The sequence below is a fragment of the Microbacterium sp. LRZ72 genome (genome assembly GCF_033792225.1).
Classification (GTDB): domain Bacteria; phylum Actinomycetota; class Actinomycetes; order Actinomycetales; family Microbacteriaceae; genus Microbacterium.
The window spans coordinates 328,143-350,714 of record NZ_JANGEX010000002.1 but is presented as its reverse complement, the minus strand read 5'-3'; the positions used below and the strand labels follow the sequence as shown (position 1 = coordinate 350,714).

The following is a 22,572-nucleotide window of genomic DNA, read 5'->3' as shown; positions in this document are numbered from 1 at the left end:
TGGGACGTTGCCCCACACGAACCCGCGTCCATCGCATCCGCACTCTTCTTGCGCCTGCCTGAGCGCCCACGAGGAACATGACCCGCACACCTGCGCCGCCGCCGCGGCTCTCCACGCCGCGCGCCCTCGCGCGCCTGCTGCCGTACGTGCGTCCCGTGCTGCCGCGGATGCTGCTCGGAGCGGGCAGCGCGCTGGTTGCCGCGCTGCTCGCCCTGACGATCCCGCTGGTGCTCGAGGTGATCGTGGCCGGTCCGATGGACTCCGGCGACCGGCTGCAGGTGGCGATCGGGGCGGGCGCGGTGCTCGCGCTGGGATTGCTTGAGGCCGCCGCCGTCTGGGCGCGGCGCTGGTTCATCCTCGGGCCGGCCACACGCATCGAGTACGACCTGCGCACGGGCTTCAACGAACGGCTCCAGCGGCTCCCCGTCGCCTTCCACGACCGCTGGCAGTCGGGCCAGCTGCTCAGCCGCATGATGCAGGACATCGGCGTGATCCGCCGGTGGGTGTCGTTCGGTCTCGTCCTGCTGGCCGTCAACCTGCTGACGATCGTCGTGGGCTCGCTGCTGCTGTTCCGCTGGCACTGGGCGCTCGGCGCGGTCTTCCTCGTCTGCTCGGCGCCTCTGTGGATCATCGCGTATCGGTTCGAGAAGCGGTACGGCACCCTCACGCGGCAGAGCCAGGACCAGGCCGGCGACCTCGCCACCTCCGTCGAGGAGAGCGTGCACGGCATCCGCGTGCTGAAGGCCTTCGGCCGCGGTCCGCACGCGCTGCAGAAGTTCACGCGGCAGGCCGAGACGCTGCGCACCACCGAGCTCGGCAAGGCGCGGGCGGTCGGCTCCATCTGGTTCTGGCTCGTGCTGCTGCCCGAGACCGCCTTCGCGCTCTGCCTGGCGGTCGGCATCGTGCTGAGCCTGCGGGGCGAGATCAGCGTCGCCGAGCTCTTCGCGTTCTTCGCGATGGCGACCGTGCTGCGGTGGCCGATGGAGTCGATCGGCTTCCTCTTCTCGTTCCTGCTCGACGCGCGCACCGCGACCGACCGCATCTTCGAGGTCTTCGACGAGCCCCAGACCATCTCCGACCCCGAGCCCGGCATGGCGACGAGCGTGGCCGAGCCGCGCGGTGCGCTCGCCTTCGAAGCCGCGCACTTTCGCTATCAAGACGCGCGCGACGGCGAACCCGACCTGCTCGACGGCGTGGATCTGGTGCTGCGTCCGGGCGAGACGATGGCGGTCGTGGGCCTCACCGGCTCGGGCAAGACCACCCTCACGACCCTGCCGACGCGCCTCTACGACGTGACGGGCGGGCGCGTCACCCTCGACGGCGTCGACGTACGCGACCTGCGCCTGGCCGAGCTGCGCCGGCACATCGCGACCGCCTTCGAAGACGCCACGCTGTTCTCGGCGAGCGTGCGCGAGAACGTGCTGCTCGGCCGCGACGATCTCGAACCCGGTTCCGCGGAGGCCGAGCGGCTGCTGCGCGACGCGCTCGACGTCGCGCAGGCGGAGTTCGTCGACGACCTGCCGGACGGCGTCGACACCGTCATCGGCGAAGAGGGGCTGAGCCTGTCGGGCGGGCAGCGGCAGCGGCTCGCCCTGGCGCGGGCCGTGGCCGCCCGGCCCGCCGTGCTCGTGCTCGATGACCCGCTGTCTGCGCTCGACGTCACCACCGAGGCGAAGGTGGAGGCGGGCCTGCGCCGGGTGCTCGCGCACACCACGGCGCTCGTCGTGGCCCACCGGCCGTCGACGGTGGCGCTGGCCGACCGTGTCGCGCTGCTCGAGGGGGGACGGGTGATCGATGTCGGCACGCACACCGAGCTGCTGCAGCGCAGCCCGCGATACCGCAACGTGATCTCGAGTCTCGAAGACGAGGACGCCCGCGCGAACGACGAGCCGGGGGTGATCGCGTGAGCGCCACGCTGCACGGCACCACCGGCGAGGATCGCTCCGACTACACCCGCGAGGAGAGCCGGCAGATCCGTCGGCGCTCCCTGCGTCTGCTCGGCGCGCTCGTCGCGCCGATGAAGGCGCGCGTCGCGCTGGCCGCGACGCTGCTGCTGCTCTCCACCGCCCTGCGGGTCGTCGGTCCCGCGCTCATCGCCTACGGCATCGACACGGCGCTGCCGGCCGCCCTCGACGAGGCCGACTGGATGCCGACCATCGGCGTCGTGGCGGTCTACGTGCTCTCCGCGGTCGGCGCCGCGGGTCTCATCGGCTGGTACGTCGTCGTCGCGGCGAGGCTGACCCAGGCGGTGATGCTCGACCTGCGCACGCGCATCTTCCATCACACCCAGCTGCTCAGCCTGGAGTTCCACGAGTCCTACACCTCGGGCCGTATCATCTCGCGGCAGACCAGCGACCTCGATGCGATCCGCCAGCTGCTCGACGGCGGGCTGAACGGCCTGGTCACGGGCGTGCTGTACGGCGGCTTCACATTCGTCGCGCTGATGCTCACCGACTGGCACTCCGGCGTCATCCTGGTGGCGATGGCCGTCCCCCTCGCGCTGCTCATGCGCTGGTTCTACCGGCGTTCCCAGGTGGTCTATCGCGAGTCCCGCGTGGTGAGCGCGCGGGTGATCGTGCAGTTCGTCGAGACCATGACCGGTATCCGCGCGGTCAAGGCGTTCCGTCGCGAGCGTCGCAACGACGACGAGTTCGGCCGGCTCTCCGGCGAGTACCGCGACGTCAACATGCGCTCCATCCGCCTGTTCGGCACGTTCGAGCCCGGCCTGATGGCGATCGCATCCACGTCGGTCGCGCTCGTGCTGCTCTGGGGCGGCATCCGGGTCGTCGACGGCGCCCTCGAGGTCGGCGTGCTGCTGGCCTCGGTGCTCTATGTGCGCAACTTCTTCGCGCCCCTGCAGGAGGTGGCCTTCTTCGTCAACTCGTTCCAGTCCGCCACCGCGGCGCTCGAAAAGGTCTCGGGCGTGCTCGAGGAGCGACCGACGGTCGCGGAACCGGCGGATGCCGTGGACCTGCCCGCCCCGCGCGGCCGGCTGCACTTCGACGGGGTGCGGTTCGCGTACGCGGGCGGCCCGACGATCCTGCCGGACTTCTCGCTCGAGATCGAGGCCGGCCAGACGGTCGCCCTGGTCGGCACCACCGGCGCCGGCAAGTCGACCCTCGCCAAGCTGCTCTCGCGCTTCTATGACCCCACCCGCGGCGCGATCACCCTCGACGACGTCGACCTGCGGCGGCTGCGCACCGAGGATCTGCGCCGCGCCGTGGTCATGGTCACGCAGGAGGCGTACCTGTTCAGCGGCACGGTCGCCGAGAACATCGCCCTCGGGCGGCCCGACGCGACGCTCGAGCAGATCCAGGAGTCGGCGCGTGCCGTGGGGGCGGACGAGTTCATCCGCGCGCTGCCCGACGGCTACGACACCGACGTCAACAAGCGCGGCGGGCGCGTCTCGGCCGGGCAGCGTCAGCTGATCTCGTTCGCGCGCGCCTTTCTGGCCGACCCCGCCGTGCTGATCCTCGACGAGGCCACCGCGGCGCTCGACATCCCCTCCGAGCGGCAGATCCAGCAGGCGCTGCAGACGCTGCTGGCCGATCGCACGGCGATCATCATCGCGCATCGCCTGTCGACGGTGGCGATCGCCGACCGGGTGCTGGTGATGGAGCATGGGCGCATCGTCGAGGACGACGTGCCCGCGGCGCTCATCGGCGGAGAAGGACGCTTCGCCCGGCTGCACGCCGCATGGCGCGACTCCTTGGTGTGAGCCGGCGCTCGGTCAGAGCACGTGCGCGGCGACGACCTCGCCGAACTCGGTCTCGGCCACGGGGGTGAAGCCCATGCGGTGGAAGAAGGCCTCGGGGCCTTCCTCGCCCTCCTCGTAGATCACGTGCACCCGCTCTTCGCCGCGCGCGCGGGCCTCGTCGAGCAGGCTCTCGATCGCGAAGCGGCCGATGCCACGGCCCTGGTCGTCGGCATCGACGTTGATGCGCAGCACCACCGAGCGGAAGTAGTCCTCGGGGGCTTCGTGATCGAAGCTGGCGCTGACGAATCCGACGACCTCGTCGCCGTCGAGCACCACGCGCTGCCAGCTCGTCGCCGGATTGACCACGGCCGCCTGGATTCCGTATGAGATGGGAGCGAGGAACTGCTCCTGTCCCGGCTTGAGCGAGAGGTTGTTCACCGCCACGATCGTCGACGCAGACAGTTCGACCAGGTTGAGGTCCGCCATGACGCCAGAGTAATGCCTCTCGCCCGCCGTCGTGTGCCCGGCTGCCGTCCTGCGGGACGCCCACCGCCCCGAGATATCTTGATATCGAGATACCCTCGGGCCGTGCGATAGGCTTGTCGTCGGCTTGCACGCGCACGAGAAGTGAGGATTCCGCCTTGGAGAAGATCAAGGTCGAGGGCACCGTCGTCGAACTCGACGGCGACGAGATGACCCGCATCATCTGGCAGTTCATCAAGGACTCGCTGATCCACCCGTATCTCGATGTGGACCTGGAGTACTACGACCTGTCGATCGAGAAGCGCGATGAGACCGACGACCAGATCACGGTCGACGCGGCGAACGCGATCAAGAAGCACGGCGTCGGCGTCAAGTGCGCCACGATCACGCCCGACGAGGCACGTGTCGAGGAATTCGGGCTCAAGAAGATGTGGCGCTCGCCCAACGGCACCATCCGCAACATCCTCGGCGGCGTGATCTTCCGCGAGCCGATCATCATCTCCAACATCCCGCGCCTGGTGCCGGGCTGGAACAAGCCGATCATCGTCGGTCGCCACGCCTTCGGCGACCAGTACCGCGCCACCGACTTCCGGTTCGAGGGCGAGGGCACTCTCACGATGACCTTCACGCCCAAGGACGGCGGTGAGCCGCAGTCGTTCGAGGTGTTCCAGTCGCCCGGCTCCGGCGTCGCGATGGGCATGTACAACCTCGACGAGTCGATCCGCGACTTCGCGCGCGCCTCGCTCAACTACGGCCTGGGCCGCGACTACCCGGTCTACCTGTCGACCAAGAACACGATCCTGAAGGCGTACGACGGCCGGTTCAAGGACCTGTTCCAGGAGGTCTACGACGCCGAGTTCAAGGACAAGTTCGAGGCCGCGGGTCTCACGTACGAGCACCGCCTGATCGACGACATGGTCGCCTCGTCCCTCAAGTGGGAGGGCGGCTACGTCTGGGCGTGCAAGAACTACGACGGCGACGTGCAGTCCGACACCGTGGCGCAGGGCTTCGGATCGCTCGGACTGATGACCAGCGTGCTGACCACGCCCGACGGCAGCATCGTCGAGGCCGAGGCCGCGCACGGCACCGTGACCCGGCACTACCGTCAGCACCAGCAGGGCAAGCCCACCTCGACCAACCCGATCGCCTCGATCTTCGCGTGGACGCGCGGGCTGCAGCACCGCGGCAAGCTCGACGGCAACGACGCGCTCATCGAGTTCGCGAACACCCTCGAGAACGTCGTGGTGACGAGCGTCGAGTCCGGGGCGATGACCAAGGACCTGGCCCTTCTGGTCGGTCCCGACCAGGCATACCAGACCACCGAGGACTTCCTCGCGACGATCGACGCGAACCTCAAGGAGCGGCTCGGCGCGTAGCGCCCCGGGCGCGACGACGAAGAGGGGGTGGATGCCGCGGCATCCACCCCCTCTTCGCATTCACGGGCGAGGACCCGGCCGCGGGCGTCGGGTCAGGCGTGCACCCACACGTCGGTGCCGACGGGGGCCCACTCGTAGACCCACTTGGCCAGATCGGTGGGCATGCCCACGCAGCCGTGGCTCGTGGGAGTGCCCCAGTTCTGATGCCAGTAGACGGCGTGGAAGGCCTGGTCGCCGGAGAAGTACGAGACCCATTCGACATCGGGCTGCAGGTAGCCCACCTCGTCGTTGCCCATGTCCTGGATGCGCACCTTGGCCTGCACCTTGTGCCAGCCGAGGTTGGTCTCCCAGCCGCTCTTGCCGCTCGAGATGGCCCACGAGTCGACGACGTCGCCGTTCTCCATCAGCGTCACCCGCTGCGACGACAGATCGACCTCGAGCAGGCGTTCCAGCGAGGTCGTCTCGAAGTCGGTCTCGGTGACCTCGAGCGCGTAGGCGGCCTCGCCCGCGGCGAGCTGCGTGGCGAACGCGGCCGCGATGCCGGCGGTGCCGGCCAGTTCGCGACCGGTTCTGCCCTCGGTCTCGGTGCGCAGAACGGTGCCGTTGGCGTCGGTGACGACCGTGGCGTCGACGGCGTCACGGTCGACCCGCTCGGGCAGGTTCGCGACGGCCTTCTCGATGGCGGCTTCGTCGGCGGTGACGTCGATCGTCCCCTGCTCGGGGTCCGGGGTGAGCGTGAGCCAGGATGCCGTCGTGTCGGGCTTGACGGGCACCGTCCGCTCGTCGCCGACGTAGAAGCCGACGTCGGCGAGCATGGCGTTGATCTCGTCGGTGCGGGCCGTCGCGGCATCCGTCGTGATGTCGGCCTCGAGGGCGACGAGCTCGGTCTCGAGCGTGGCTTCGGCCTCACCGGCGAGCAGGGCGCCGAGGTAGGCGTCGGTGACGAGGTCGGGTTCCACGCCGCGGCCGTCGACCGCCGGGGTGACGGCGTAGGCGTTCGCGGAGTCGTCGTAGGCCACGGTCGCATCGACGGGCTCTTCCCACACGTCGGCCAGGGTGGTGGCCAGCGCCGTCTCCGAGGCGGCCGGGTCGAGCTCGGGGGAGGATCGGTCGGGTGCCGGGAACCACGCACCGACGTTCCACGCGGGTGCGGCGGCGAGGGCATCTCGCGCCAGATCGGCGGCCGGCAGCGTCGCGCCCAGGTCGGCCCCGGTCACAGTGACCGCCGTGGTGCCCACGTCGACGGTGACGCTCGTGTCGGCGATGGTGTCGGCGATCGCGGTGGTCGCGGCCTCCTGCGTCAGGCCGCCCACGGGCACGCCCGCGACCGTGACCCCCGGCGCGATGAGCGTCGTGCCGAAGTACCAGCCGGCGCCTGCGAGCGCGGCGACGGGCAGCCCGATCCAGAGCAGCAGCGGCCACCGCCGGCGCCGGGGCGCGGGCTCGGTGGGTGCCCACTCGACGATGGGGTCATCGCCGCCGGGGCGTGCGGAGTCCTCGCTCGTGCTGGGTGGTGTCACCACATCCGTCACGGTCGCCCCCTGTGTATCGCATCGGACTGCGTCTTGCCGGTCGTCGCACCGCTCGGCGCGAGAGACGTCTTCACCGAGTGTAGGCGACGCATTATCACGTTTGGGCAACGCTTCGCCACACGCGTGGCGCCGGCGGCCGGGGCGCCGCCTCGTGCGTCCGGCGTCGGAGATGTCGCGAGCGTCGGCCCGCTGGCGCGGATCCCTCCGATTCTCGACGCATCCCCGACGCCGAGAGCGGGCGCCCGGTCAGCTCAGGCAGAGCTCCTGGAATGTCGTGAAGCTTTCCTCGAACTGCTCGCCCATCGCCTCCATCTGCGACACGTCGCCGCTCGACATCGCCTCGATCGCCTCGCCCATCGCGGCGAACCCGGCCTGAAGATCGGGCAGGATCTCGGCGATCTCGGGGTTGGTGACCTCGTCCGAGATGCCCTCGAGCTCGGCGGCGGCCTCGTCGAGCGCCTCACGCGCCACGGCCGGATCCTCACTCATGCCCTCTTCGAAGTCCACGACGGCGGACTGGATCGTCTCGGTGACGACCTGGCAGGCCTCCGCGACGGTCTGGTCGCTGCCGGCATCCGCGTCGCCGCCGGAGTCCGAGCCGAACGCGCAGCCGGTCAGCACGAGTATCGTGCCGGCAGTGATGCCGAGCGTGGTGAGTGTTCTGCTCATGGTCGTACCCCCTGGTGCGGCCAGCCTAGGCGCTTCCGCCGAAGTGAGGCCGCGCGCGGCTACGGAAAGACCTTGCCCGGATTGAGGATGCCGAGGGGGTCGAAGGCCGCGACGACACGGCGCTGCAGCTGCCACTGGGCGTCGCCCAGTTCGTCGGCGAGCCAGCGGCGCTTCAGGATGCCGATGCCGTGCTCTCCCGTCAGCGTTCCACCGAGGCGCAGGGCGGCGGCGAAGAGCTCCCCTGCGGCTTCCCAGATGCGCTCGGGCACCTCGGGGCCGTCGAAGACGAAGTTCGGGTGCAGGTTTCCATCGCCGGCGTGGGCGACCGTCGGGATCACGACCTCGTAGTCGCGCTCGATGCGGGCGATCTCGTCGAACATCGCGGGCAGGGCGCTGCGCGGGACCGAGACGTCCTCGATCAGCGTCGTGCCGAGCGCCTCCATGGCGGCGTGGAACGACCGGCGGATCGTCAGCAGGCGTTCGCCCTCCTCCGCGTCGTGCGAGACGGCGACCGTTCCGCCCGCCTCGGTGAGCACGGCCGCGACCGCGTCGGACTCGATTGCCGCGGCCGGTCCGTCCGTCTGCACGGTCAGCTGCGCGGCCCCCGGGGTCGGCGCCGCGAGACCGAGCAGATCGTGCACGGCGGCGAGGCTCGCGGCATCCATCAGCTCCATGACGGCGGGCTGGATGCCGGCGGCCGTGACCGCGGCCGACGCCCTCGCCGCGGGGGCCACGCCCTCGAAGGTGGCCGCGACGGTGCACACCGTGCCGGGCACGAGGGGGCGCAGCTTGAGGGTCGCGCCGACGATCACACCCAGGCGCCCCTCCGACCCGATCACGAGCGAGGTCAGGTCGAGGCCGGTGACGCCCTTGACGCTGCGGTGGCCGAGGTGCAGCAGTTCACCGTCGGCCAGCACGATGTCGACGCCCAGTACGGCGTCGCGCACCACGCCGTACTTCGCGCACAGCAGGCCGCCGGCGCCGGTCGCGATGTTGCCGCCGACGGTCGAGATGGCCCGGCTGGCGGGATCCGGCGGCCACCACAGGCCGTGCGTGGCGAGGGCCGCGTTGAGGTCGGCGTTCAGGATGCCGGGTTCCACGACGGCGAGCAGGTCGTCCGCGCTCACCTCGACGATACGGGTCAGGCGCGCGGTCGAGAGCACGATCTCGCCCGCGCCCGCGATGCCCGCTCCGGCGAGCCCTGTGCCGGCGCCGCGCACGACGACGGGTGTGCGCGTGGCGGTGGCGATGCGCATGGTGGCCTGGACGTCGTCGACCGAGCGCGCCTCGATCACCGCGAGGGGTGCCGCGCTCGATCGGTGCCCGGACTTGTCGGTGCGTGCGCGCTCAAGAGCCGCTTCGGTCGTGTCGACGCGGTCGCCCAGGGCATCGCGCAGCCGCGTGAGGGCGTCGGCGGCGTCGCGGTTCATGCGAAGCGGCGGCGCCCCACCAGCACGCCGGCCGTCACGGCGACGACGCCGAAGGCGAGGCCGACCCAGGGCTGGCCCAGGCTCCACCACGCCAGCGTGACGGACGCGAAGATGAGCAGCTCCACGAGCGCGGCGACGAACGGGTGCACCGCCAGCACTGCGCGCGGCGAGACGAACAGCGCCCAGACGAGGATCGCGAGAGCCGGGGCGCCGATGCCCGCCACGATGTTCCAGGGCAGAACGAACGAGACGAAGCCCCAGAACGCCAGCGATCCGACCGCGACGATCTCGGTGAGCAGGCGCACGACGTCGAGCGCGGTCGGACGCGCCACCGTGCCGGCCGGACGCGCCGAGCCGTCGGGACGCGGCTGCTCGGGGGCCGTGGGGTGCACGGTGGGGGAGTCGCTCATGCGTTCCAGTCTACGAGCGCCGTGTCGCTGTCTCCCGCTGCTATCGGAGGACGGTGAGCAGACGATCGAGCGCCGACTGCGGCGCCGGCTCGCGGGCTCGCTGGCGCTCCGGCTGCGGCTCAGGGTCCTGCTCCGGCGCGGGCTCCGGTTCTGGCTCTGGCTCGGGCTCCGGCTCTGGTTCGGGCTCGGGCTCCGGGACGGGATCGGGTCGCGGGGGAGCCGGATCCGGCTCGGCCGGCGTCGGGTCGGGCTCGGCCGGGGTCGGGTCCGGGTCGCTCGGCGCAGGCTGCGGCGTCGTCGGGGTGGGGCGCGGCGCCGTGGGCGTGGGGCTCGGCCGGGTCGTCGGGCGGTCGGTGGCAGGTGGCGATGCCGTCGAGCCGGGTGAACGCGGCGCGGCCGAGTCCGGCGCCGCGGCACCGGGCGCGCTCGTGCCGGGGCTCTGCGGCATGGCGGGCGCCACGGGTGACGCGAGGGCGTCGCGGATGTCGGCGCCCCCGGCATCCGGCTCGTCCGAGGCCTCGTCGTCGTCCTCCTCCTCGCCGGACGCATCGTCGGCGCTGCCGTCCGCAGCCGGGGCGGGCTCGCGGGGTGTGGAATCGGCGTCCTCCGTGTAACTGCGCGGCGCGCCGTCCCAGCCGCCGGCCGGGTCGGGCGAGACGATGCCCGGCAGCACGGCGGCGGCGACGATCGCGGCGCTGCCGAGCACGCCGCCTGTGACGAGCATCGCCGAGAGCCCGGCGCCCGAGAACCAGCGGCGCATCTTGGGTGCCGTCAGTCGCGGGTCGGGTCCGCCGACGCCGACATCATCGCGATCGATGCGCTGCGCCGCGACCTGCGCGGGCGTGAGCGGTTCGGTGGCACGCCCGTCGGCGCTTTCGGCGGGGCTCGCGTCGCCCGGCGTATCGGTCCCCATGCGTGAACTCCCCAAGAGTCGTCGTGGACGATCCCGATTTCGCGCGCCCACCCCAGCGGTCGCGCTCGCCCACGTGTTCCGTCTATTGTGCACCGCGCGGCCGACATCGCGCACGGTCTCGGCCCGCTGGCGGCCCGCACCGTCTCGCGGCGGCTCGCCCGTGGCGTGGGCGACGACCCCGCGGCATCCGTTATGATCGAACAGTCGCGACTGGCGTTGAGGTGGGTGACCACCGGGGAGCGACTGACAACGGCATTCGACCGTACGCCTGGGCCGATGCGGAAGCTCTACTCCCGAAGCCGTCGTCTTGGAGGCTGCAATGACCGACCCGCTCTTCAGTGCTCCTCTCTCAGAGGTCGATCCCGAGATCGCGCAGGTGCTCGATCGCGAGCTGGATCGCCAGCGTGGCTACCTCGAGATGATCGCGTCCGAGAACTTCGTGCCCGTCTCGGTGCTGCAGTCGCAGGGCTCCGTGCTGACGAACAAGTACGCCGAGGGTTACCCCGGACGGCGCTACTACGGCGGCTGCGAAGAGGTCGACGTGGCCGAAGAGCTGGCCATCGAGCGCGCGAAGTCGCTGTTCGGCGCGGGCTTCGCCAACGTGCAGCCGCATTCGGGCGCCACGGCCAACGCCGCCGTGCTGCACGCCATCGCGCGTCCCGGCGACACCATCCTCGGCCTCTCGCTCGATCACGGCGGGCACCTGACGCATGGCATGAAGATCAACTTCTCGGGCCGTCTCTACGACATCGTCGCCTACGGTGTCGACCCCGAGACCTCGCTCATCGATATGGACGAGGTGCGCCGCCTCGCGCTCGAGCACAAGCCCAAGGTCATCATCGCCGGCTGGTCGGCGTACCCCCGCCAGCTCGACTTCGCTGCGTTCCGGGCTATCGCCGACGAGGTGGGCGCGTATCTGTGGGTCGACATGGCGCACTTCGCGGGGCTCGTGGCTGCCGGCATCCACCCCTCGCCCGTGCCGCACGCGCACGTCACCTCGTCGACGGTGCACAAGACCATCGGCGGACCGCGCTCGGGGTTCATCCTCACCGACGACGAAGAGCTGGCGAAGAAGATCGACACCGCCGTGTTCCCGGGCCAGCAGGGTGGGCCGCTCATGCACGTCATCGCCGCCAAGGCGACGGCGTTCAAGATCGCGGCCAGCGAGGCCTTCCGCGACCGGCAGGAGCGCACCCTGCTCGGCGCCCGCATCCTCGCCGACCGGCTCGCGCAGGCGGATGTCGCCGAGGCGGGCATCACGGTGCGCTCGGGCGGAACCGATGTGCACCTCGTGCTCGTCGACCTGCGCAACGCCCAGATCGACGGGCAGCAGGCGGAGGATCTGCTGCACGAGATCCACATCACCGTCAACCGCAACGCCGTGCCGAACGACCCCCGCCCGCCGCGCGTGACGTCGGGGCTGCGCATCGGCACGCCCGCGCTCGCGACCCGCGGTTTCGGCGAGCCGGAGTTCTCCGAGGTCGCCGACATCATCGCGCTCGCGCTCGCGGGCGGCTCCGACGTCGAGACCCTGCGCGCCCGGGTGGCGGCCCTGACCGCCGAATACCCGCTCTACCCCGGCCTGCAGCAGTAGGGCCGGATTGCGCTGGCGGGCGCGGCCCGAAACATCCATTGAACGGATGCGGAGGGGGCACTGCCTTGGCGACGGAACCGAACGTTCCGTAGGATCACTATGGACGTAGGTATCCGGTTCGGTTGCGAGCAACGGCGCCCAGACCACTCAGACAGGAGAGTTCGATGACGGCAGCGAAGCTGGACGGCACCGCCACGGCGGCGAAGATCAAGGACGAGCTGCGGGAGCGCGTGGCCGTTCTCGCGGAGCGCGGGGTGGTGCCCGGTCTCGGCACGCTGCTGGTCGGCGACGACCCGGGCTCGCGCTCCTATGTGACCGGCAAGCACCGCGACTGCGCCGAGGTGGGCGTCGCGTCGATCCAGGTCGAGCTGCCGGCGACGGCGACGTTCGACGAGATCGCGGATGCCGTGCGCGAGCTGAACGAGAACCCCCAGGTGACGGGCTTCATCACGCAGCTGCCGCTGCCCAAGGGCATCGACGAGAATGCGATCATCGAGATGATCGACCCGAACAAGGACGCCGACGGCCTGCACCCCACCAACCTGGGCCGCCTGGTGCTGGGCGTCGACCCGGCGACGGCCGTGCCCGGCCCGCTGCCGTGCACGCCGCGCGGCGTGATCGAGCTGCTCGAGCGCCACGGCGTCGGCATCGCCGGCAAGCATGTCGTGGTGATCGGCCGGGGTGTCACGGTGGGCCGCCCGCTGGGCCTGCTGCTCACGCGCCGCGGCGCTGACGCGACCGTGACCCTGACGCACTCGCGCACCCCCGACCTTGCGGCCGAGGTCCGTCGCGCCGACATCGTCGTGGCAGCCGTGGGCCAGCCGCATCTCGTGAAGGCCGACTGGATCAAGCCCGGCGCCGCCGTGCTCGACGTGGGCGTGACCCGCGTCGGAACGACCGAATCGGGCAAGGCCAAGCTCGCCGGCGACATCGATCCCGCGGTCGCGGAGGTCGCCGGCTGGCTCTCGCCCAACCCGGGCGGCGTGGGCCCGATGACCCGTGCGCTGCTCGTGGCGAACGTCGTCGAGTCGGCCGAGCGTCTGGCGGGCTGACGCCCGGCTGCCGAGAAACCACGGTTCGCGCGAGACCACCCGCACCGCGGTGGGTTTCGCGCGAACGCTGGTTTGCGGGGTCAGCCGATGCGCTCCCAGAGGGTCAGGTCGTCGTTCGGCAGCGTGTCGACGACGGCCGTGACCTGCAGCTCATTCAGCAGGATGCCGCCGGCCAGGGTCGTGAGGAACGCGGTGTCCGACGCATCCCGGCCCGTCGCGATGCGCACGAGCGAGCTGCGCGGCGCCAGGGCGGTCGCGTCGACGACGCGCCAGGCGCCGTCGACGTACGCCTCGGCGACGGCGTGGAAATCCATCGGCTGCAGCCCTGGCGCATACACCGAGGCCAGGCGGGCGGGCACGTTGCGCGCGCGCAGCAGCGCGACGCAGAGGTGCGCGTAGTCGCGGCACACACCGCGACGGTCGAGCAGGGTCTGCACGGCCCCGTCGGTGGGCTGGCTCGAGCCGCTGACGTACAGCAGGCGTGTGCCGACCCACGAGCTGACGGCATCCAGCAGGGCGGATCCCTGAAGTCCGTTGAACTCGGCGAATGCCGTGGGCGCGAGCGTGTCTGACTCGCAGTAGCGGCTGGGGCGCAGGTAGCGGATGAGGTCGGTCGGCGAGATGGACTCGGGCTCGGCGCGGCCGACGACGGTGGCCTCGTACGTCATCTCGAGCGCTCCCGCCGGGGCGGAGAGCCGGTGCAGGCGGGTGCCGTGCGTATCGACGATCTCCTCCGGCTCCACCGTAGCGCCATCCACGCGGAAGGTCAGCAGCTCGTCGCGCGCCGGCACATCGGCGGCGGCGGCGACCGAGAAGACCAGCTCGGAGGGTTCGGTGACGGTGAGGGCCATGCGTGCGCCGACTTCTCGCTTCATCCGTCGATCATGTCAACGTTCCGGTCGCGGGGCGAACGCGTGCGTGGGACACGCCGCGGGAGTGCCTTTGGGAAGGGTTTGGCTCCGGACGGCGAGCAATCCCTCGGTCAGCTCATCGCGATCGGGTTGCCATTGCACTCCTCCTGGCACCGGCTCGCGTCGTCCTCACGGGGTCGTCATCGGGCTGCTCTCGAAGTCCACACTGCCGAACGGGAACGGCCAGAAGTAGGTTCCGGAGCCGTTGATGCCTTCGAGGGGAATCAGGCTGAACCAGACCTGCGCCAGCACGACAGACACCGCCGTAGCGATCATGACCGCGAGTGCGGCGCGATCGAGTGTGCGGATTGCGGCGTCTTCGTTGTCGGCGCGAGACAGCACACGGCTGAGCGCCCAGATCACCACAGCTGCGAGGGCGACGAGCATCAGCGGGTTCGGGCCGAGCGTCAGTTGCACGCACGTCGGCACGGTCTCGGTGGCGTCGCCGTTCTCATCGAGGAAACCACCGGTCGCAGTGGTCCCGCCGGCGCACCCGCCCTTTCCTGCCCCCATGAACACCGAGTAGAAGATCGCGGAGCCCGTTGCCGCGTAGATGAGCCGTCGGATGTGCCGGATGATCGCGGCGCCGGGGACGGGGCCGGCGGGACGTGCCCTCAGCGCGCTTTCGATTTCCTTCATCAGCACCTCCTCGTTCACCCTCGCATAGCTGCGCGCGCGCGCAACAGCCCGTGGTGGGTGCCCGATGTCAGGGCTCGCCGACCCGTTGGCCCGGCGGAGGACGTGCTAGATCGGCTCGGTGGTGCGGATCGCGCCGCAGTTCACACACGACCATGCAACCAGGAACCTCTCGTCGTCGAGCACCTCGAACGTCAAGGGATCGCCGCAGGTCGGGCAGACATGGGCACGCGGATGATGCTCGCTCATCGGGCTTGCCGGACTTCTGAAGGGATCCAGCGCCAGTCGTTCGAAGGTCGCGTCCATTGTTCTCGCGGCTGCTCGGACTCGCGGACGACGTCGGCGAGCCAGATCGTGGAGTCGGGCCCCCAGCCGCCGATCACCGATGCATATTCCGAGCCGACCTCGATCAGCTGCGTGGCCGCAGAGAGGTACCCGAGCGTGGTCAGGTGCACGGCATCCCATCGCTCGGCGACGCGCTGCCAGTCGGGGATCACCCATCTGCCGTCTCGACCGGTGACGCGGAACCAGTCGTGCCGGCGGGAGGCGGTGACCTCCATCGGGTATTCCCGACACAGCTCGGCCCAGTCTTCCCCGGACCGGATCTCGAGAGTGCGGCCGGCCCCGCGCACCGGGATGACCGTGGCGACCTCCCAGCCGTGGGAGTCTTCGACCAGTTCGAGGGCATCCAGCATGCTGCCACGAGTGGTGACAAGCCCCTGTGGCACGGACCACCATGTCCCCGACCAGTTCGCGCGCGGATCGGCAGGGCGCTCCCTCGCGGCTCGCGCCTCATCCTCACGCTGGGCGCGCGTCCAGTCCGTCAGAACGGCCGCAGGATCACACATGAGCGGTGCGCTGTCGGCGAGCGGCCGCCAGTCCACAGCGAACTGTGCCGATCCGCGCGGAGCGGCCGAGTCGCGCAGGGTGGTGCTCACGTGGCGGGCGATGCGTCGGAGAGCAGCGTGCATCGCAGGAAGGGCGGCGACGGCATCCGTGCCATCCGGCTCCTGCCAATACCGAGCAAGGTCGACGGATGCCTGCAACGCTTCCCTCACGAGGTCGTGGCGGATGTTGGTCAGGTCGACGCCGTCGACGAGCGCGGTAACCGCTTCGCCGGTGGATGTCGGCTCCGCTTCTCGCCCGCGGACCTCGCTGACGGATCGGCGAAGGCGCACTCCTGGATCCGGATCGAGCTCACGACCGAGCCTGTACACCGCCGAGCCCACCGTTTCGTCCGCGCGCGCCACGTACTCCACGCACAGCCGCCGACCACGGGTACCCCGTGCGAGGGCATCAGCGAGATCGGTCACCACCCCACCCTGCCCGACCCGCGTGCGCGGCATCTACTACCGCAACGGTGTTCGGCGTTGCAACCGGTGACAACCTGCCGACAAGGGCCTCACGGGCAGACGCGAACGCGGCGCCCCTCGAAGCCGACGATGTCGCCGAGCTGGAGCTGTCGTCCGCGGCGGCGATCGACCTCACCGTTCACGGTCACGAAGCCGTCGATGATGGCCTCTTTCACGTTCCCGCCTGAGTCGAGAAGACCGGCGAACTTCAGGAACTGGCCGAGACGGATGGTATCGCCGCCGATTGCCACGTCGACCGGCGCCTCGTTCGTCATCCCGGCATGTTAGCGGACCGGGTGAGGCTTGCAACGCGCCGCCGGCCGGACGAGAGATTCCTGCCGAGCCATGCCGCGTATGAGAAGCGGTGGGCCCCGTGGGGCTCGAACCCACGACCCGCGGATTAAAAGTCCGATGCTCTACCGACTGAGCTAGAGGCCCGTACTCCCCAGCCTACAAGCGCAGTCGAACCCGCAGAACGCACCGCGCACACGACACCGCGGCCGCCGATGCCCCCTCGCAAAGGGCGCCGACGGCCGCGGATACTTTCGGTCCACCCCCCGGGGGACCGAAGCGGATCACATCGCCGGCATCAGCACCGAGTCGATGAGGTACACCGTGGCGTTGGCAGTCTGCACGCCGCCGCAGATGACCATGGCGTCATTGACCATGAGCTCGTCGCCCTCGCCGGTCACCTCGACCTCGCCACCCTGCACCGTGGTGTGGGTTCCGGCGATCTCGTCGGGGCCGACCTGGCCGGGAACGACGTGGTACGTCAGCACCGACGTGAGCAGATCGGCGTCGGTCTGCAGCGTCTCGATCGTGGCCTCGTCCACCTGGGCGAACGCGTCATCGACCGGCGCGAAGACGGTGAACTCGTCGCCGTTGAGCGTGTCGACGAGATTGACGTCGGGGTTGAGCTCACCGCTGACCGCGGCGGTCAGGGTCGTGAGCAGCGGGTTGTTCGAGGCGGCAACGGCCACCGGGTCCTCCGCCATGCCGGCGACCGAGCCCGCACCATCGGGCACCTGGTCGGCGTAGTCGGCGCAGCCGGGACCGACGAGGTTGGCCGCCGGGTCCATCATCTCGTCGTCTTCCATCTCCTCCGACGTCGTGGGCTCATCCATGGGCTCGTCGGTGGTGGTGTCTTCCGCGGCATCCATCGAACACGCGCTCAAGGCCAGGGTGGCGGCGAACGCGAGCGAGAGTCCGGCGGTAAGGCGCTTCTTCGTCAGTGACATGACTTCCTCCTCTGTGAGGGGCCGGGTGGCCCCCGGTAGGGACACGCCCCTGGTGCGGGACGGTGCGTCGCATCTGCGGCGTACACGGGCTGTTCGGACCCCCGCACCGATCGGATTGGACGGATGCCGAATTGGCGCAGAATCCGTCGATCGCACGCTCCTCGCGCGCGAGACAGGGGAGTAGGGCGGGTCGGTTCGGGCAAGGCGGCATCCGTGGGGCATGCTTGAGCGCATGGTGATTGACGGCGTCGACGTGCCCGAAGGGGGCGCGGAACACGTCGATCATGTCGGTCAGCTGCTGGTGCAGGTCGCCGCGGGCGACCAGTCCGCCTTCGGCGAGCTGTACGACATGCTCTCCTCGCGCGTGTTCGGCCTCATCCTTCGCATCCTCGTCGACCGCTCGCAGAGCGAAGAGGTGCTGCAGGAGGTGTTCCTCGAGGTGTGGCAATCCGCCGCGAAGTTCGCTCCGAACAAGGGTCAAGGACGATCCTGGGTGCTGACCATGGCCCACCGCCGTGCCGTGGACCGCGTGCGCTCCGCTCAGGCGAGCACGGATCGTGACGTGCGCGCGGGCTTCCGCGACATGGACGTCGCCCACGACGGCGTCGCCGAGCAGGTCGAACTCAAGATCGATGGCGCCCGGGTGACCGGCGCCCTGAAGACACTGCCCGAGACGCAGCGTGAGGCTCTCACCCTCGCGTATTTCGGGGGCTACAGTCAAAGCGAAATCGCGGCGCTGGTGGGGGCGCCGCTGGGAACAGTGAAGACGAGGATGCGGGACGGCTTGTCCCGCTTGCGGATGGAAATGGGGGTGACGACGTGAACGAGAGCACTTTCGCCGAACTGGCGGCCGGGCATGCGCTGCACGCCCTCTCGCCCGATGACGAGCGCGCGTTCGCGACCGCTCGCGCCGACCATCCCGAGTGGGAGCACCACGTGCGCGCCGACGTCGAGGTGACCGCGCTGATGGCGGATGCCGCCGAGCCGGTCGCAGCGCCGCCCGCGCTGCGTGCCGCGCTGCTGGAACGCATCGGTTCCCTGCCGCAGCAGCCCGAAGAGCCGGCCGGCGGCGCCGGGGAGCCGGTCGGCGACCTGGCCGACGCTCCCGCAGCGGCCACGCGCCCGACGCGCCGGAGCCGCATCTCGCGCGCCTGGTTCGCGCTCGCGGCATCCGTCGTGCTGCTCGTCGGGATCGGCGGCGGCTTCGCGCTCGTGGCGCAGCAGAACGCGCCCACCTCACCCGCGGTCGTCGCGCTCGAGCAGATCGAGGACGCGCCCGATGCACAGAGCGCCTCGACCACCCTGCCCACCGGCGGTGAGGCGACCGTGCACTGGTCGTCGTCTGTCGGCGAAGCGGTGCTGGTGTCGGAGGGTCTGCCCCCGATCCAGGCCGACCAGAGCTACGAGCTCTGGTACGTGCGGGGCGAGCAGCCCATCGCGGCGGGCGTCTTCGAGGCCGACGAGTCGGGGGATGCGACCGCACGTCTGGCCGGCGAGATGGCACCGGGAGACGTCATCGCCGTGACCGTGGAGCCCGAGGGCGGGTCTCCCGACGGTGTGCCCACGAGCGAGCCGATCCTCGCGATTCCGACGGCCTGACAGGCCTCGTCCGGGTGGCATCCCGTACCGTTGAGGGATGCGTGACGACACCCCCGGATCCGGCTTCCACAAGCCCGTTCATCGCCCCGCGGAGCTCTTCGATCGCCTCTACAGCACCGACGACCCCGCCGAGGTGTCTCGGGTCGCCCACTCCACCGCGGGCGTGCTGCTCGCGCGTGTGCGCGACGAGCCCGACGTCGACGTGGTCGACCGGCTGGTGGACTTCACCGACCAGCACGGCATCGACGACATCGCCGAGCTGTGGGCTCGGTCGCCGGCCCGCACGCTCCCGGGTGCGCTCTGGCGCATCTACCTGCTGCAGCTGATGATCCACGACGACCCCCACACGGCCGCCCTGCTGTACGAGCAGGGGAGGACCAGACTGGCGACCCCGGATGCCGCGATCGCCGGCGCACCGGCCCCCGCCGGGCCGGACGAGCTCGTCGAGCTGTCGGACCGCATCCTGCGCGGGATCTTCGACGGCGACTTCGGCGTGGCCCTCGACCGGGCCGCGGCGTTCTGCCGCGTGCAGGCCTCGGGTGCGACCCACCTGGCCGACGACTACGAGGCGACCGAGCCCGAGCGCGCCACCGAGCTGACCACCCGCGCGCTGCGCCTGTCGACCTATGCCGGCGACCTGGCGGCTGCGGCGGCGCTGTGGCGCCGCGAAGCGCTGGCCTGAGCCGCCGGCCGGTCGCCGGGCGAACGGCGGAGCCGAGCTATCGGGCTGTCGCATGCTCTAGAGTCGGTGATCACATGTATGACATCGGATTTCCGACCACCCCGGGGGAGCCATGACCACGCGATTGATCATCGATACCGATACCGCGCAGGACGACGCCTTCGCCATGATGATCGCGCTGCGGCATCCGCGCGCCCGCGTCGAGGCGGTCACGATCAACTACGGCAACGTGGGCTTCGACCAGATGGTCGAGAATGCGCTCTACACGATCGAGGTGGCCGGTCGCTCGGGCGAGGTGCCCGTCTATCCTGGCGCGCGGCTGCCGCTGCTCGCGCCGTTCGACGACTCGTCGTACGTGCACGGCGTCGACGGGTTCGGCGGGGCGGGCTTTCCCCGGGCACGGCAGCGGCCCGAGCGCGACAACGCCGTTGTAGCGCTGCTGCGCCTGATCAACGACAACCCGGGCGAGCTGACGATCATCGCGCAGGCACCGCTGACCAACCTCGCCCTGGCCGTGGCCGCCGACCGCTCCATCGCGCAGAAGGTGAAGCGGGTGTTCATCATGGGCGGCTCCAACAACGCCGCCGGCAACATCACGGCCGCGGCCGAGGCGAACTTCTTCCACGACCCCGAGGCGGCGGCGATCGTCTTCGCCGCCGGGTTCCCCATCACCCTCGTGCCCTGGGACGTGACCATGACGCAGGGGGTGTTCACCCTCGAGCAGCTGGCTCGCATCGAGGCGCTCGACACCCCGGCATCCCGTTTCTTCACGCGGGCGAACCAGGGGACGCTGGCCTACAACAAGAAGGCCCACGGCATGAGCGGCAGCACGCATCCCGACTCGCTCGCCGCCGCTGCGGCACTCGTGCCGCAGCTGGTCACGCGGGCCGGCGACTACTACGTGGCCGTGGAGACGCGGGGAGAGCTGACCGCGGGCTACAGCCTCGTCGACACCGTGCGACGCTCGGGCCGTGAGCCCAATGCGCGAGTGGTCGAGCGCATCGACACGGAGCTGTTCTTTCAGACGATGCTCGAGGCGCTCTCGTGAGTCCGGCAGCCCGGGTCGACCCGCTGGTCGTGAGCGTCGGCCGACCGCTGCGCGTGGCGGCCTACGAGGCCATCGCCGGTGCGATCGCTGACGGCCGCTATCCCCCCGGCTCCCCGCTGCCGAGCGACGCGGAGTTCACCGTCGCGCTCGGCGTCAGTCGCACCGTCGTGCGCGAGGCGCTGCTCCTGCTCGAAGAGGACCATTTGATCCGCACCCGTCGCGGGGTGGGTCGATTCGTCGTCGACCGCCTGCCCGCGCTCGGGTGGGAACGGCTGCAGCCGATCGAGCGGATGCTGGATGCCGGCGGGCCGCCCGTGAGCGTGCGCCGAGTGCAGCACGAGGCCCAGGCGGCGAACGACTATCTCGCCGCCGCCCTCGGAGTGCAGCGCGACGCGCCCGTGTGGGTATGGGAGAGCGTCATCTCGCGTGGCGACGAGCCGCTGTGCACGGCCTTCGAGTGCGTGGTGGCCGACGAGACGGCATCCACCGATGCGGCGCGACGGGGAAGTTCGCCGGATGCCGCCGGCCGCACCCTGCTCGCCCATCTTGTCGATGCGAGTGGATACCGCGGCATCACGAGCACCTGCGAGATGACCGGTGGGCTCGCCGGTGAGGAGCGTGCCGAGCGGTTGGGCGTGGAGGCATCCGCACCCGTGCTCGTCGTGACGCAGACCGTGCGACGCGACGACAAGCCGCTGATTTTCGCCAAGTACGTGCTGGCGCCCAGCGCAGGTCCGCTCTCGCTGCAACAGCAGGTCACCGGCTGACCGGTGACGAGAAGAATGTGCCGGGCCGCAGGAACGCCTCTCGGCGCGTGGCCGCTCGAAGCGGCAAATATTGGAGCCCGGGGTTACTGCGGCCCGACACATCAATCCTAAACGGCCTCGCCGGCCGATGCATTCCGCGCAGGCGGATCACCTGTTCGCTGCGCGCGTAGGCTCGGGGGATGACCGCTTCCCATGCCTTCCTGGTCTCTCCCGCGGCATCCCATGACGCCCGCGTCGACTACGCCTCGACCTTCACCGACGTGGATGCCGCCGCCCCCGCGCTGCCGCTGTCCGAGCTGTCGGCGCAGCGTGGCGACGGCGTGTTCGAGACCCTCGGCGTGATGGACGGCGTGGCACACGAGGTTGATTCCCACCTCGACCGTTTCGCCCGCTCGGCGGCGCTCTGCGAGCTGCCGGCCCCGAACCACGCGCAGTGGCGCCAGGCCGTGCACCGTGCCGCCGCCGAGGCCGGTCCCGGCGAGTCCTCGATCAAGATCGTGCTCAGCCGTGGGACGGGCGACGGCGCTGCCACGGGGTGGGTCACGCTCTCGCCGGCCCCGGACTTCACCGAGGCCCGCACCCAGGGCATCCGCGTCACCGCCCTCGACCGCGGGGTCGCACACGGCGTGCCGGACCGGACCCCGTGGCTGCTGTGGGGCGCGAAGACGCTCTCGTACGCCCCGAACATGGCGGCGCTGCGCGAGGCGCACCGGCGGGGGTTCGACGACGCGCTGTTCGTCACCTCGGACGGTTACGTGCTCGAGGCGCCCACCGCCTCGGTGCTGCTGCGCCTCGGCGGGGTGTACGTCACGCCTCGCCCGGCGGGCGGCATCCTGCACGGCACGACCCAGATCAGCGTCTTCGCGTGGCTCGAGCAGCAGGGCCACACGGCCGAGTACCGCGACGTGCGCGTGGAGGAGCTCGCCGAGGCGGATGCCGCGTGGCTGCTCTCGAGCGTGCGTCTCGCCGCGCCGGTGCGCATGCTCGACGGGCGGCAGGTGCCGATCGACGGGCCGCTCACCGCGGCGATGAATGCGGCACTGCTGGCCCGCGGCGCCTGACGGCGCGCGCCCTCCCTCCGCGGCCCCCGCTCCCGTGCACAACTGCGGGGCCGCCCGGCGACGCGCCCCATTCCACCCTCGCCCACCGGCGTGTGCGGCGAAGGCACCGCGGTTGTGCGCGC

At 70.7% G+C, this 22,572-nt stretch carries 22 protein-coding genes, 1 tRNA gene and 1 riboswitch; of the genes, 11 read left to right on the top strand and 12 right to left on the bottom strand.

Translation table 11 applies throughout. The features are described 5' to 3' along the window. The first annotated feature begins 77 nt into the window (after nt 1–77). Entirely contained in the window at nt 78–1,907 is a 1,830-nt protein-coding gene (locus tag M4I32_RS04185; protein ID WP_319033231.1) for an ABC transporter ATP-binding protein, read from the top strand. Beyond that, a complete protein-coding gene (locus M4I32_RS04180) occupies nt 1,904–3,718 on the top strand; it encodes an ABC transporter ATP-binding protein (protein ID WP_319033230.1) in 1,815 nt (604 codons plus the stop codon). The genes M4I32_RS04185 and M4I32_RS04180 overlap by 4 nt, the downstream gene beginning before the upstream one ends. Before the next feature lie 12 nt (nt 3,719–3,730). Here M4I32_RS04180 and M4I32_RS04175 read toward each other — a convergent pair whose 3' ends face one another. Beyond that, a complete protein-coding gene (locus tag M4I32_RS04175) occupies nt 3,731–4,183 on the bottom strand; it encodes a GNAT family N-acetyltransferase (RefSeq protein ID WP_319033229.1) in 453 nt (150 codons plus the stop codon). A gap of 155 nt (nt 4,184–4,338) precedes the next feature. On the opposite strand from M4I32_RS04175, the gene M4I32_RS04170 reads away from it, so the two are divergent. Further along, on the top strand, nt 4,339–5,556 hold the full coding sequence (locus tag M4I32_RS04170) for an NADP-dependent isocitrate dehydrogenase (protein ID WP_319033228.1): 1,218 nt from the start codon (nt 4,339–4,341) through the stop codon (nt 5,554–5,556). A 92-nt stretch (nt 5,557–5,648) separates the two neighbouring features. On the opposite strand, the gene M4I32_RS04165 is transcribed toward M4I32_RS04170, so the two are convergent. The 5 genes from M4I32_RS04165 to M4I32_RS04145 all read right to left on the bottom strand — a co-directional run bounded on the left by M4I32_RS04165 (nt 5,649) and on the right by M4I32_RS04145 (nt 10,510). After that, entirely contained in the window at nt 5,649–7,088 is a 1,440-nt protein-coding gene (locus tag M4I32_RS04165; protein WP_319033227.1) for a L,D-transpeptidase family protein, read from the bottom strand. Nucleotides 7,089–7,334: 246 nt separating this feature from the next. Further along, the gene (locus tag M4I32_RS04160) at nt 7,335–7,757 is read right to left on the bottom strand and encodes a hypothetical protein (RefSeq protein WP_319033226.1); all 423 of its coding nucleotides are present in this window, start codon (nt 7,755–7,757) and stop codon (nt 7,335–7,337) included. 59 nt (nt 7,758–7,816) lie between these two features. Further along, entirely contained in the window at nt 7,817–9,187 is a 1,371-nt protein-coding gene (locus tag M4I32_RS04155) for an FAD-binding oxidoreductase (protein ID WP_319033225.1), read from the bottom strand. Continuing rightward, nucleotides 9,184–9,597, bottom strand: a complete 414-nt coding sequence (locus M4I32_RS04150; protein ID WP_319033224.1) for a YrdB family protein — start codon at nt 9,595–9,597, stop codon at nt 9,184–9,186. The genes M4I32_RS04155 and M4I32_RS04150 overlap by 4 nt, the downstream gene beginning before the upstream one ends. Nucleotides 9,598–9,637: 40 nt before the next feature. Beyond that, nucleotides 9,638–10,510 (bottom strand): hypothetical protein, encoded by an 873-nt coding sequence (locus M4I32_RS04145; RefSeq protein WP_319033223.1) that lies wholly within the window; start codon nt 10,508–10,510, stop codon nt 9,638–9,640. A 196-nt stretch (nt 10,511–10,706) separates the two neighbouring features. Next, nucleotides 10,707–10,791, top strand: a riboswitch (ZMP/ZTP riboswitch). Between the two features lie 38 nt (nt 10,792–10,829). On the opposite strand from M4I32_RS04145, the gene glyA reads away from it, so the two are divergent. Together glyA and M4I32_RS04135 are read left to right on the top strand one after the other, a co-directional pair. Continuing rightward, a complete protein-coding gene (glyA, locus tag M4I32_RS04140) occupies nt 10,830–12,104 on the top strand; it encodes a serine hydroxymethyltransferase (RefSeq protein ID WP_319033222.1) in 1,275 nt (424 codons plus the stop codon). Between the two features lie 164 nt (nt 12,105–12,268). Then, entirely contained in the window at nt 12,269–13,156 is an 888-nt protein-coding gene (locus tag M4I32_RS04135) for a bifunctional methylenetetrahydrofolate dehydrogenase/methenyltetrahydrofolate cyclohydrolase (protein WP_319033221.1), read from the top strand. Nucleotides 13,157–13,236: 80 nt separating this feature from the next. Here the strand turns inward: M4I32_RS04135 and M4I32_RS04130 are convergent, their stop codons facing one another. The 6 genes from M4I32_RS04130 to M4I32_RS04105 all read right to left on the bottom strand — a co-directional run bounded on the left by M4I32_RS04130 (nt 13,237) and on the right by M4I32_RS04105 (nt 17,293). Then, nucleotides 13,237–14,031, bottom strand: a complete 795-nt coding sequence (locus M4I32_RS04130; RefSeq protein WP_319033220.1) for a transglutaminase family protein — start codon at nt 14,029–14,031, stop codon at nt 13,237–13,239. 165 nt (nt 14,032–14,196) lie between these two features. Continuing rightward, nucleotides 14,197–14,706 (bottom strand): hypothetical protein, encoded by a 510-nt coding sequence (locus M4I32_RS04125; protein WP_319033219.1) that lies wholly within the window; start codon nt 14,704–14,706, stop codon nt 14,197–14,199. Nucleotides 14,707–14,948: 242 nt separating this feature from the next. Next, the gene (locus tag M4I32_RS04120) at nt 14,949–16,016 is read right to left on the bottom strand and encodes a hypothetical protein (RefSeq protein ID WP_319033218.1); all 1,068 of its coding nucleotides are present in this window, start codon (nt 16,014–16,016) and stop codon (nt 14,949–14,951) included. 89 nt (nt 16,017–16,105) lie between these two features. Further along, the gene (locus tag M4I32_RS04115; RefSeq protein ID WP_319033217.1) at nt 16,106–16,330 is read right to left on the bottom strand and encodes an RNA-binding S4 domain-containing protein; all 225 of its coding nucleotides are present in this window, start codon (nt 16,328–16,330) and stop codon (nt 16,106–16,108) included. A gap of 90 nt (nt 16,331–16,420) precedes the next feature. Next, nucleotides 16,421–16,493 (bottom strand) — tRNA-Lys (locus M4I32_RS04110). Nucleotides 16,494–16,630: 137 nt separating this feature from the next. Further along, complete coding sequence (locus M4I32_RS04105; protein WP_319033216.1) at nt 16,631–17,293, bottom strand: fasciclin domain-containing protein; 663 nt, start codon at nt 17,291–17,293, stop codon at nt 16,631–16,633. Between the two features lie 220 nt (nt 17,294–17,513). Here M4I32_RS04105 and sigK point away from each other — a divergent pair, with 220 nt between their 5' ends. The 6 genes from sigK (at nt 17,514) to M4I32_RS04075 (ending at nt 22,450) form a co-directional block, all read left to right on the top strand. Then, entirely contained in the window at nt 17,514–18,116 is a 603-nt protein-coding gene (gene sigK / locus M4I32_RS04100) for an ECF RNA polymerase sigma factor SigK (protein WP_319033215.1), read from the top strand. Continuing rightward, a complete protein-coding gene (locus tag M4I32_RS04095; protein WP_319033214.1) occupies nt 18,113–18,892 on the top strand; it encodes an anti-sigma factor in 780 nt (259 codons plus the stop codon). The genes sigK and M4I32_RS04095 overlap by 4 nt, the downstream gene beginning before the upstream one ends. Nucleotides 18,893–18,929: 37 nt before the next feature. Next, nucleotides 18,930–19,574, top strand: a complete 645-nt coding sequence (locus M4I32_RS04090) for a DNA-directed RNA polymerase subunit beta (protein WP_319033213.1) — start codon at nt 18,930–18,932, stop codon at nt 19,572–19,574. Between the two features lie 112 nt (nt 19,575–19,686). Then, entirely contained in the window at nt 19,687–20,622 is a 936-nt protein-coding gene (locus M4I32_RS04085) for a nucleoside hydrolase (RefSeq protein ID WP_319033212.1), read from the top strand. Next, nucleotides 20,619–21,389 (top strand): GntR family transcriptional regulator, encoded by a 771-nt coding sequence (locus tag M4I32_RS04080; RefSeq protein WP_319033211.1) that lies wholly within the window; start codon nt 20,619–20,621, stop codon nt 21,387–21,389. Before M4I32_RS04085 ends, M4I32_RS04080 begins: the two co-directional genes overlap by 4 nt. Before the next feature lie 179 nt (nt 21,390–21,568). After that, a complete protein-coding gene (locus M4I32_RS04075) occupies nt 21,569–22,450 on the top strand; it encodes an aminotransferase class IV (RefSeq protein ID WP_319033210.1) in 882 nt (293 codons plus the stop codon). Nucleotides 22,451–22,572: the final 122 nt, after the last annotated feature.

Bases quoted from the DNA above. Each gene is read 5' to 3' on its own strand.
- M4I32_RS04185 (WP_319033231.1), top strand. From the start codon at position 78: ATGACCCGCACACCTGCGCCGCCGCCGCGGCTCTCCACGCCGCGCGCC.
- M4I32_RS04175 (WP_319033229.1), bottom strand. From the start codon at position 4,183: ATGGCGGACCTCAACCTGGTCGAACTGTCTGCGTCGACGATCGTGGCG.
- M4I32_RS04160 (WP_319033226.1), bottom strand. From the start codon at position 7,757: ATGAGCAGAACACTCACCACGCTCGGCATCACTGCCGGCACGATACTC.
- M4I32_RS04155 (WP_319033225.1), bottom strand. From the start codon at position 9,187: ATGAACCGCGACGCCGCCGACGCCCTCACGCGGCTGCGCGATGCCCTG.
- M4I32_RS04150 (WP_319033224.1), bottom strand. From the start codon at position 9,597: ATGAGCGACTCCCCCACCGTGCACCCCACGGCCCCCGAGCAGCCGCGT.
- M4I32_RS04145 (WP_319033223.1), bottom strand. From the start codon at position 10,510: ATGGGGACCGATACGCCGGGCGACGCGAGCCCCGCCGAAAGCGCCGAC.
- glyA (WP_319033222.1), top strand. From the start codon at position 10,830: ATGACCGACCCGCTCTTCAGTGCTCCTCTCTCAGAGGTCGATCCCGAG.
- M4I32_RS04135 (WP_319033221.1), top strand. From the start codon at position 12,269: ATGACGGCAGCGAAGCTGGACGGCACCGCCACGGCGGCGAAGATCAAG.
- M4I32_RS04130 (WP_319033220.1), bottom strand. From the start codon at position 14,031: ATGAAGCGAGAAGTCGGCGCACGCATGGCCCTCACCGTCACCGAACCC.
- M4I32_RS04125 (WP_319033219.1), bottom strand. From the start codon at position 14,706: ATGAAGGAAATCGAAAGCGCGCTGAGGGCACGTCCCGCCGGCCCCGTC.
- M4I32_RS04115 (WP_319033217.1), bottom strand. From the start codon at position 16,330: ATGACGAACGAGGCGCCGGTCGACGTGGCAATCGGCGGCGATACCATC.
- M4I32_RS04105 (WP_319033216.1), bottom strand. From the start codon at position 17,293: ATGTCACTGACGAAGAAGCGCCTTACCGCCGGACTCTCGCTCGCGTTC.
- sigK (WP_319033215.1), top strand. From the start codon at position 17,514: ATGCTTGAGCGCATGGTGATTGACGGCGTCGACGTGCCCGAAGGGGGC.
- M4I32_RS04090 (WP_319033213.1), top strand. From the start codon at position 18,930: ATGCGTGACGACACCCCCGGATCCGGCTTCCACAAGCCCGTTCATCGC.
- M4I32_RS04085 (WP_319033212.1), top strand. From the start codon at position 19,687: ATGACCACGCGATTGATCATCGATACCGATACCGCGCAGGACGACGCC.
- M4I32_RS04075 (WP_319033210.1), top strand. From the start codon at position 21,569: ATGACCGCTTCCCATGCCTTCCTGGTCTCTCCCGCGGCATCCCATGAC.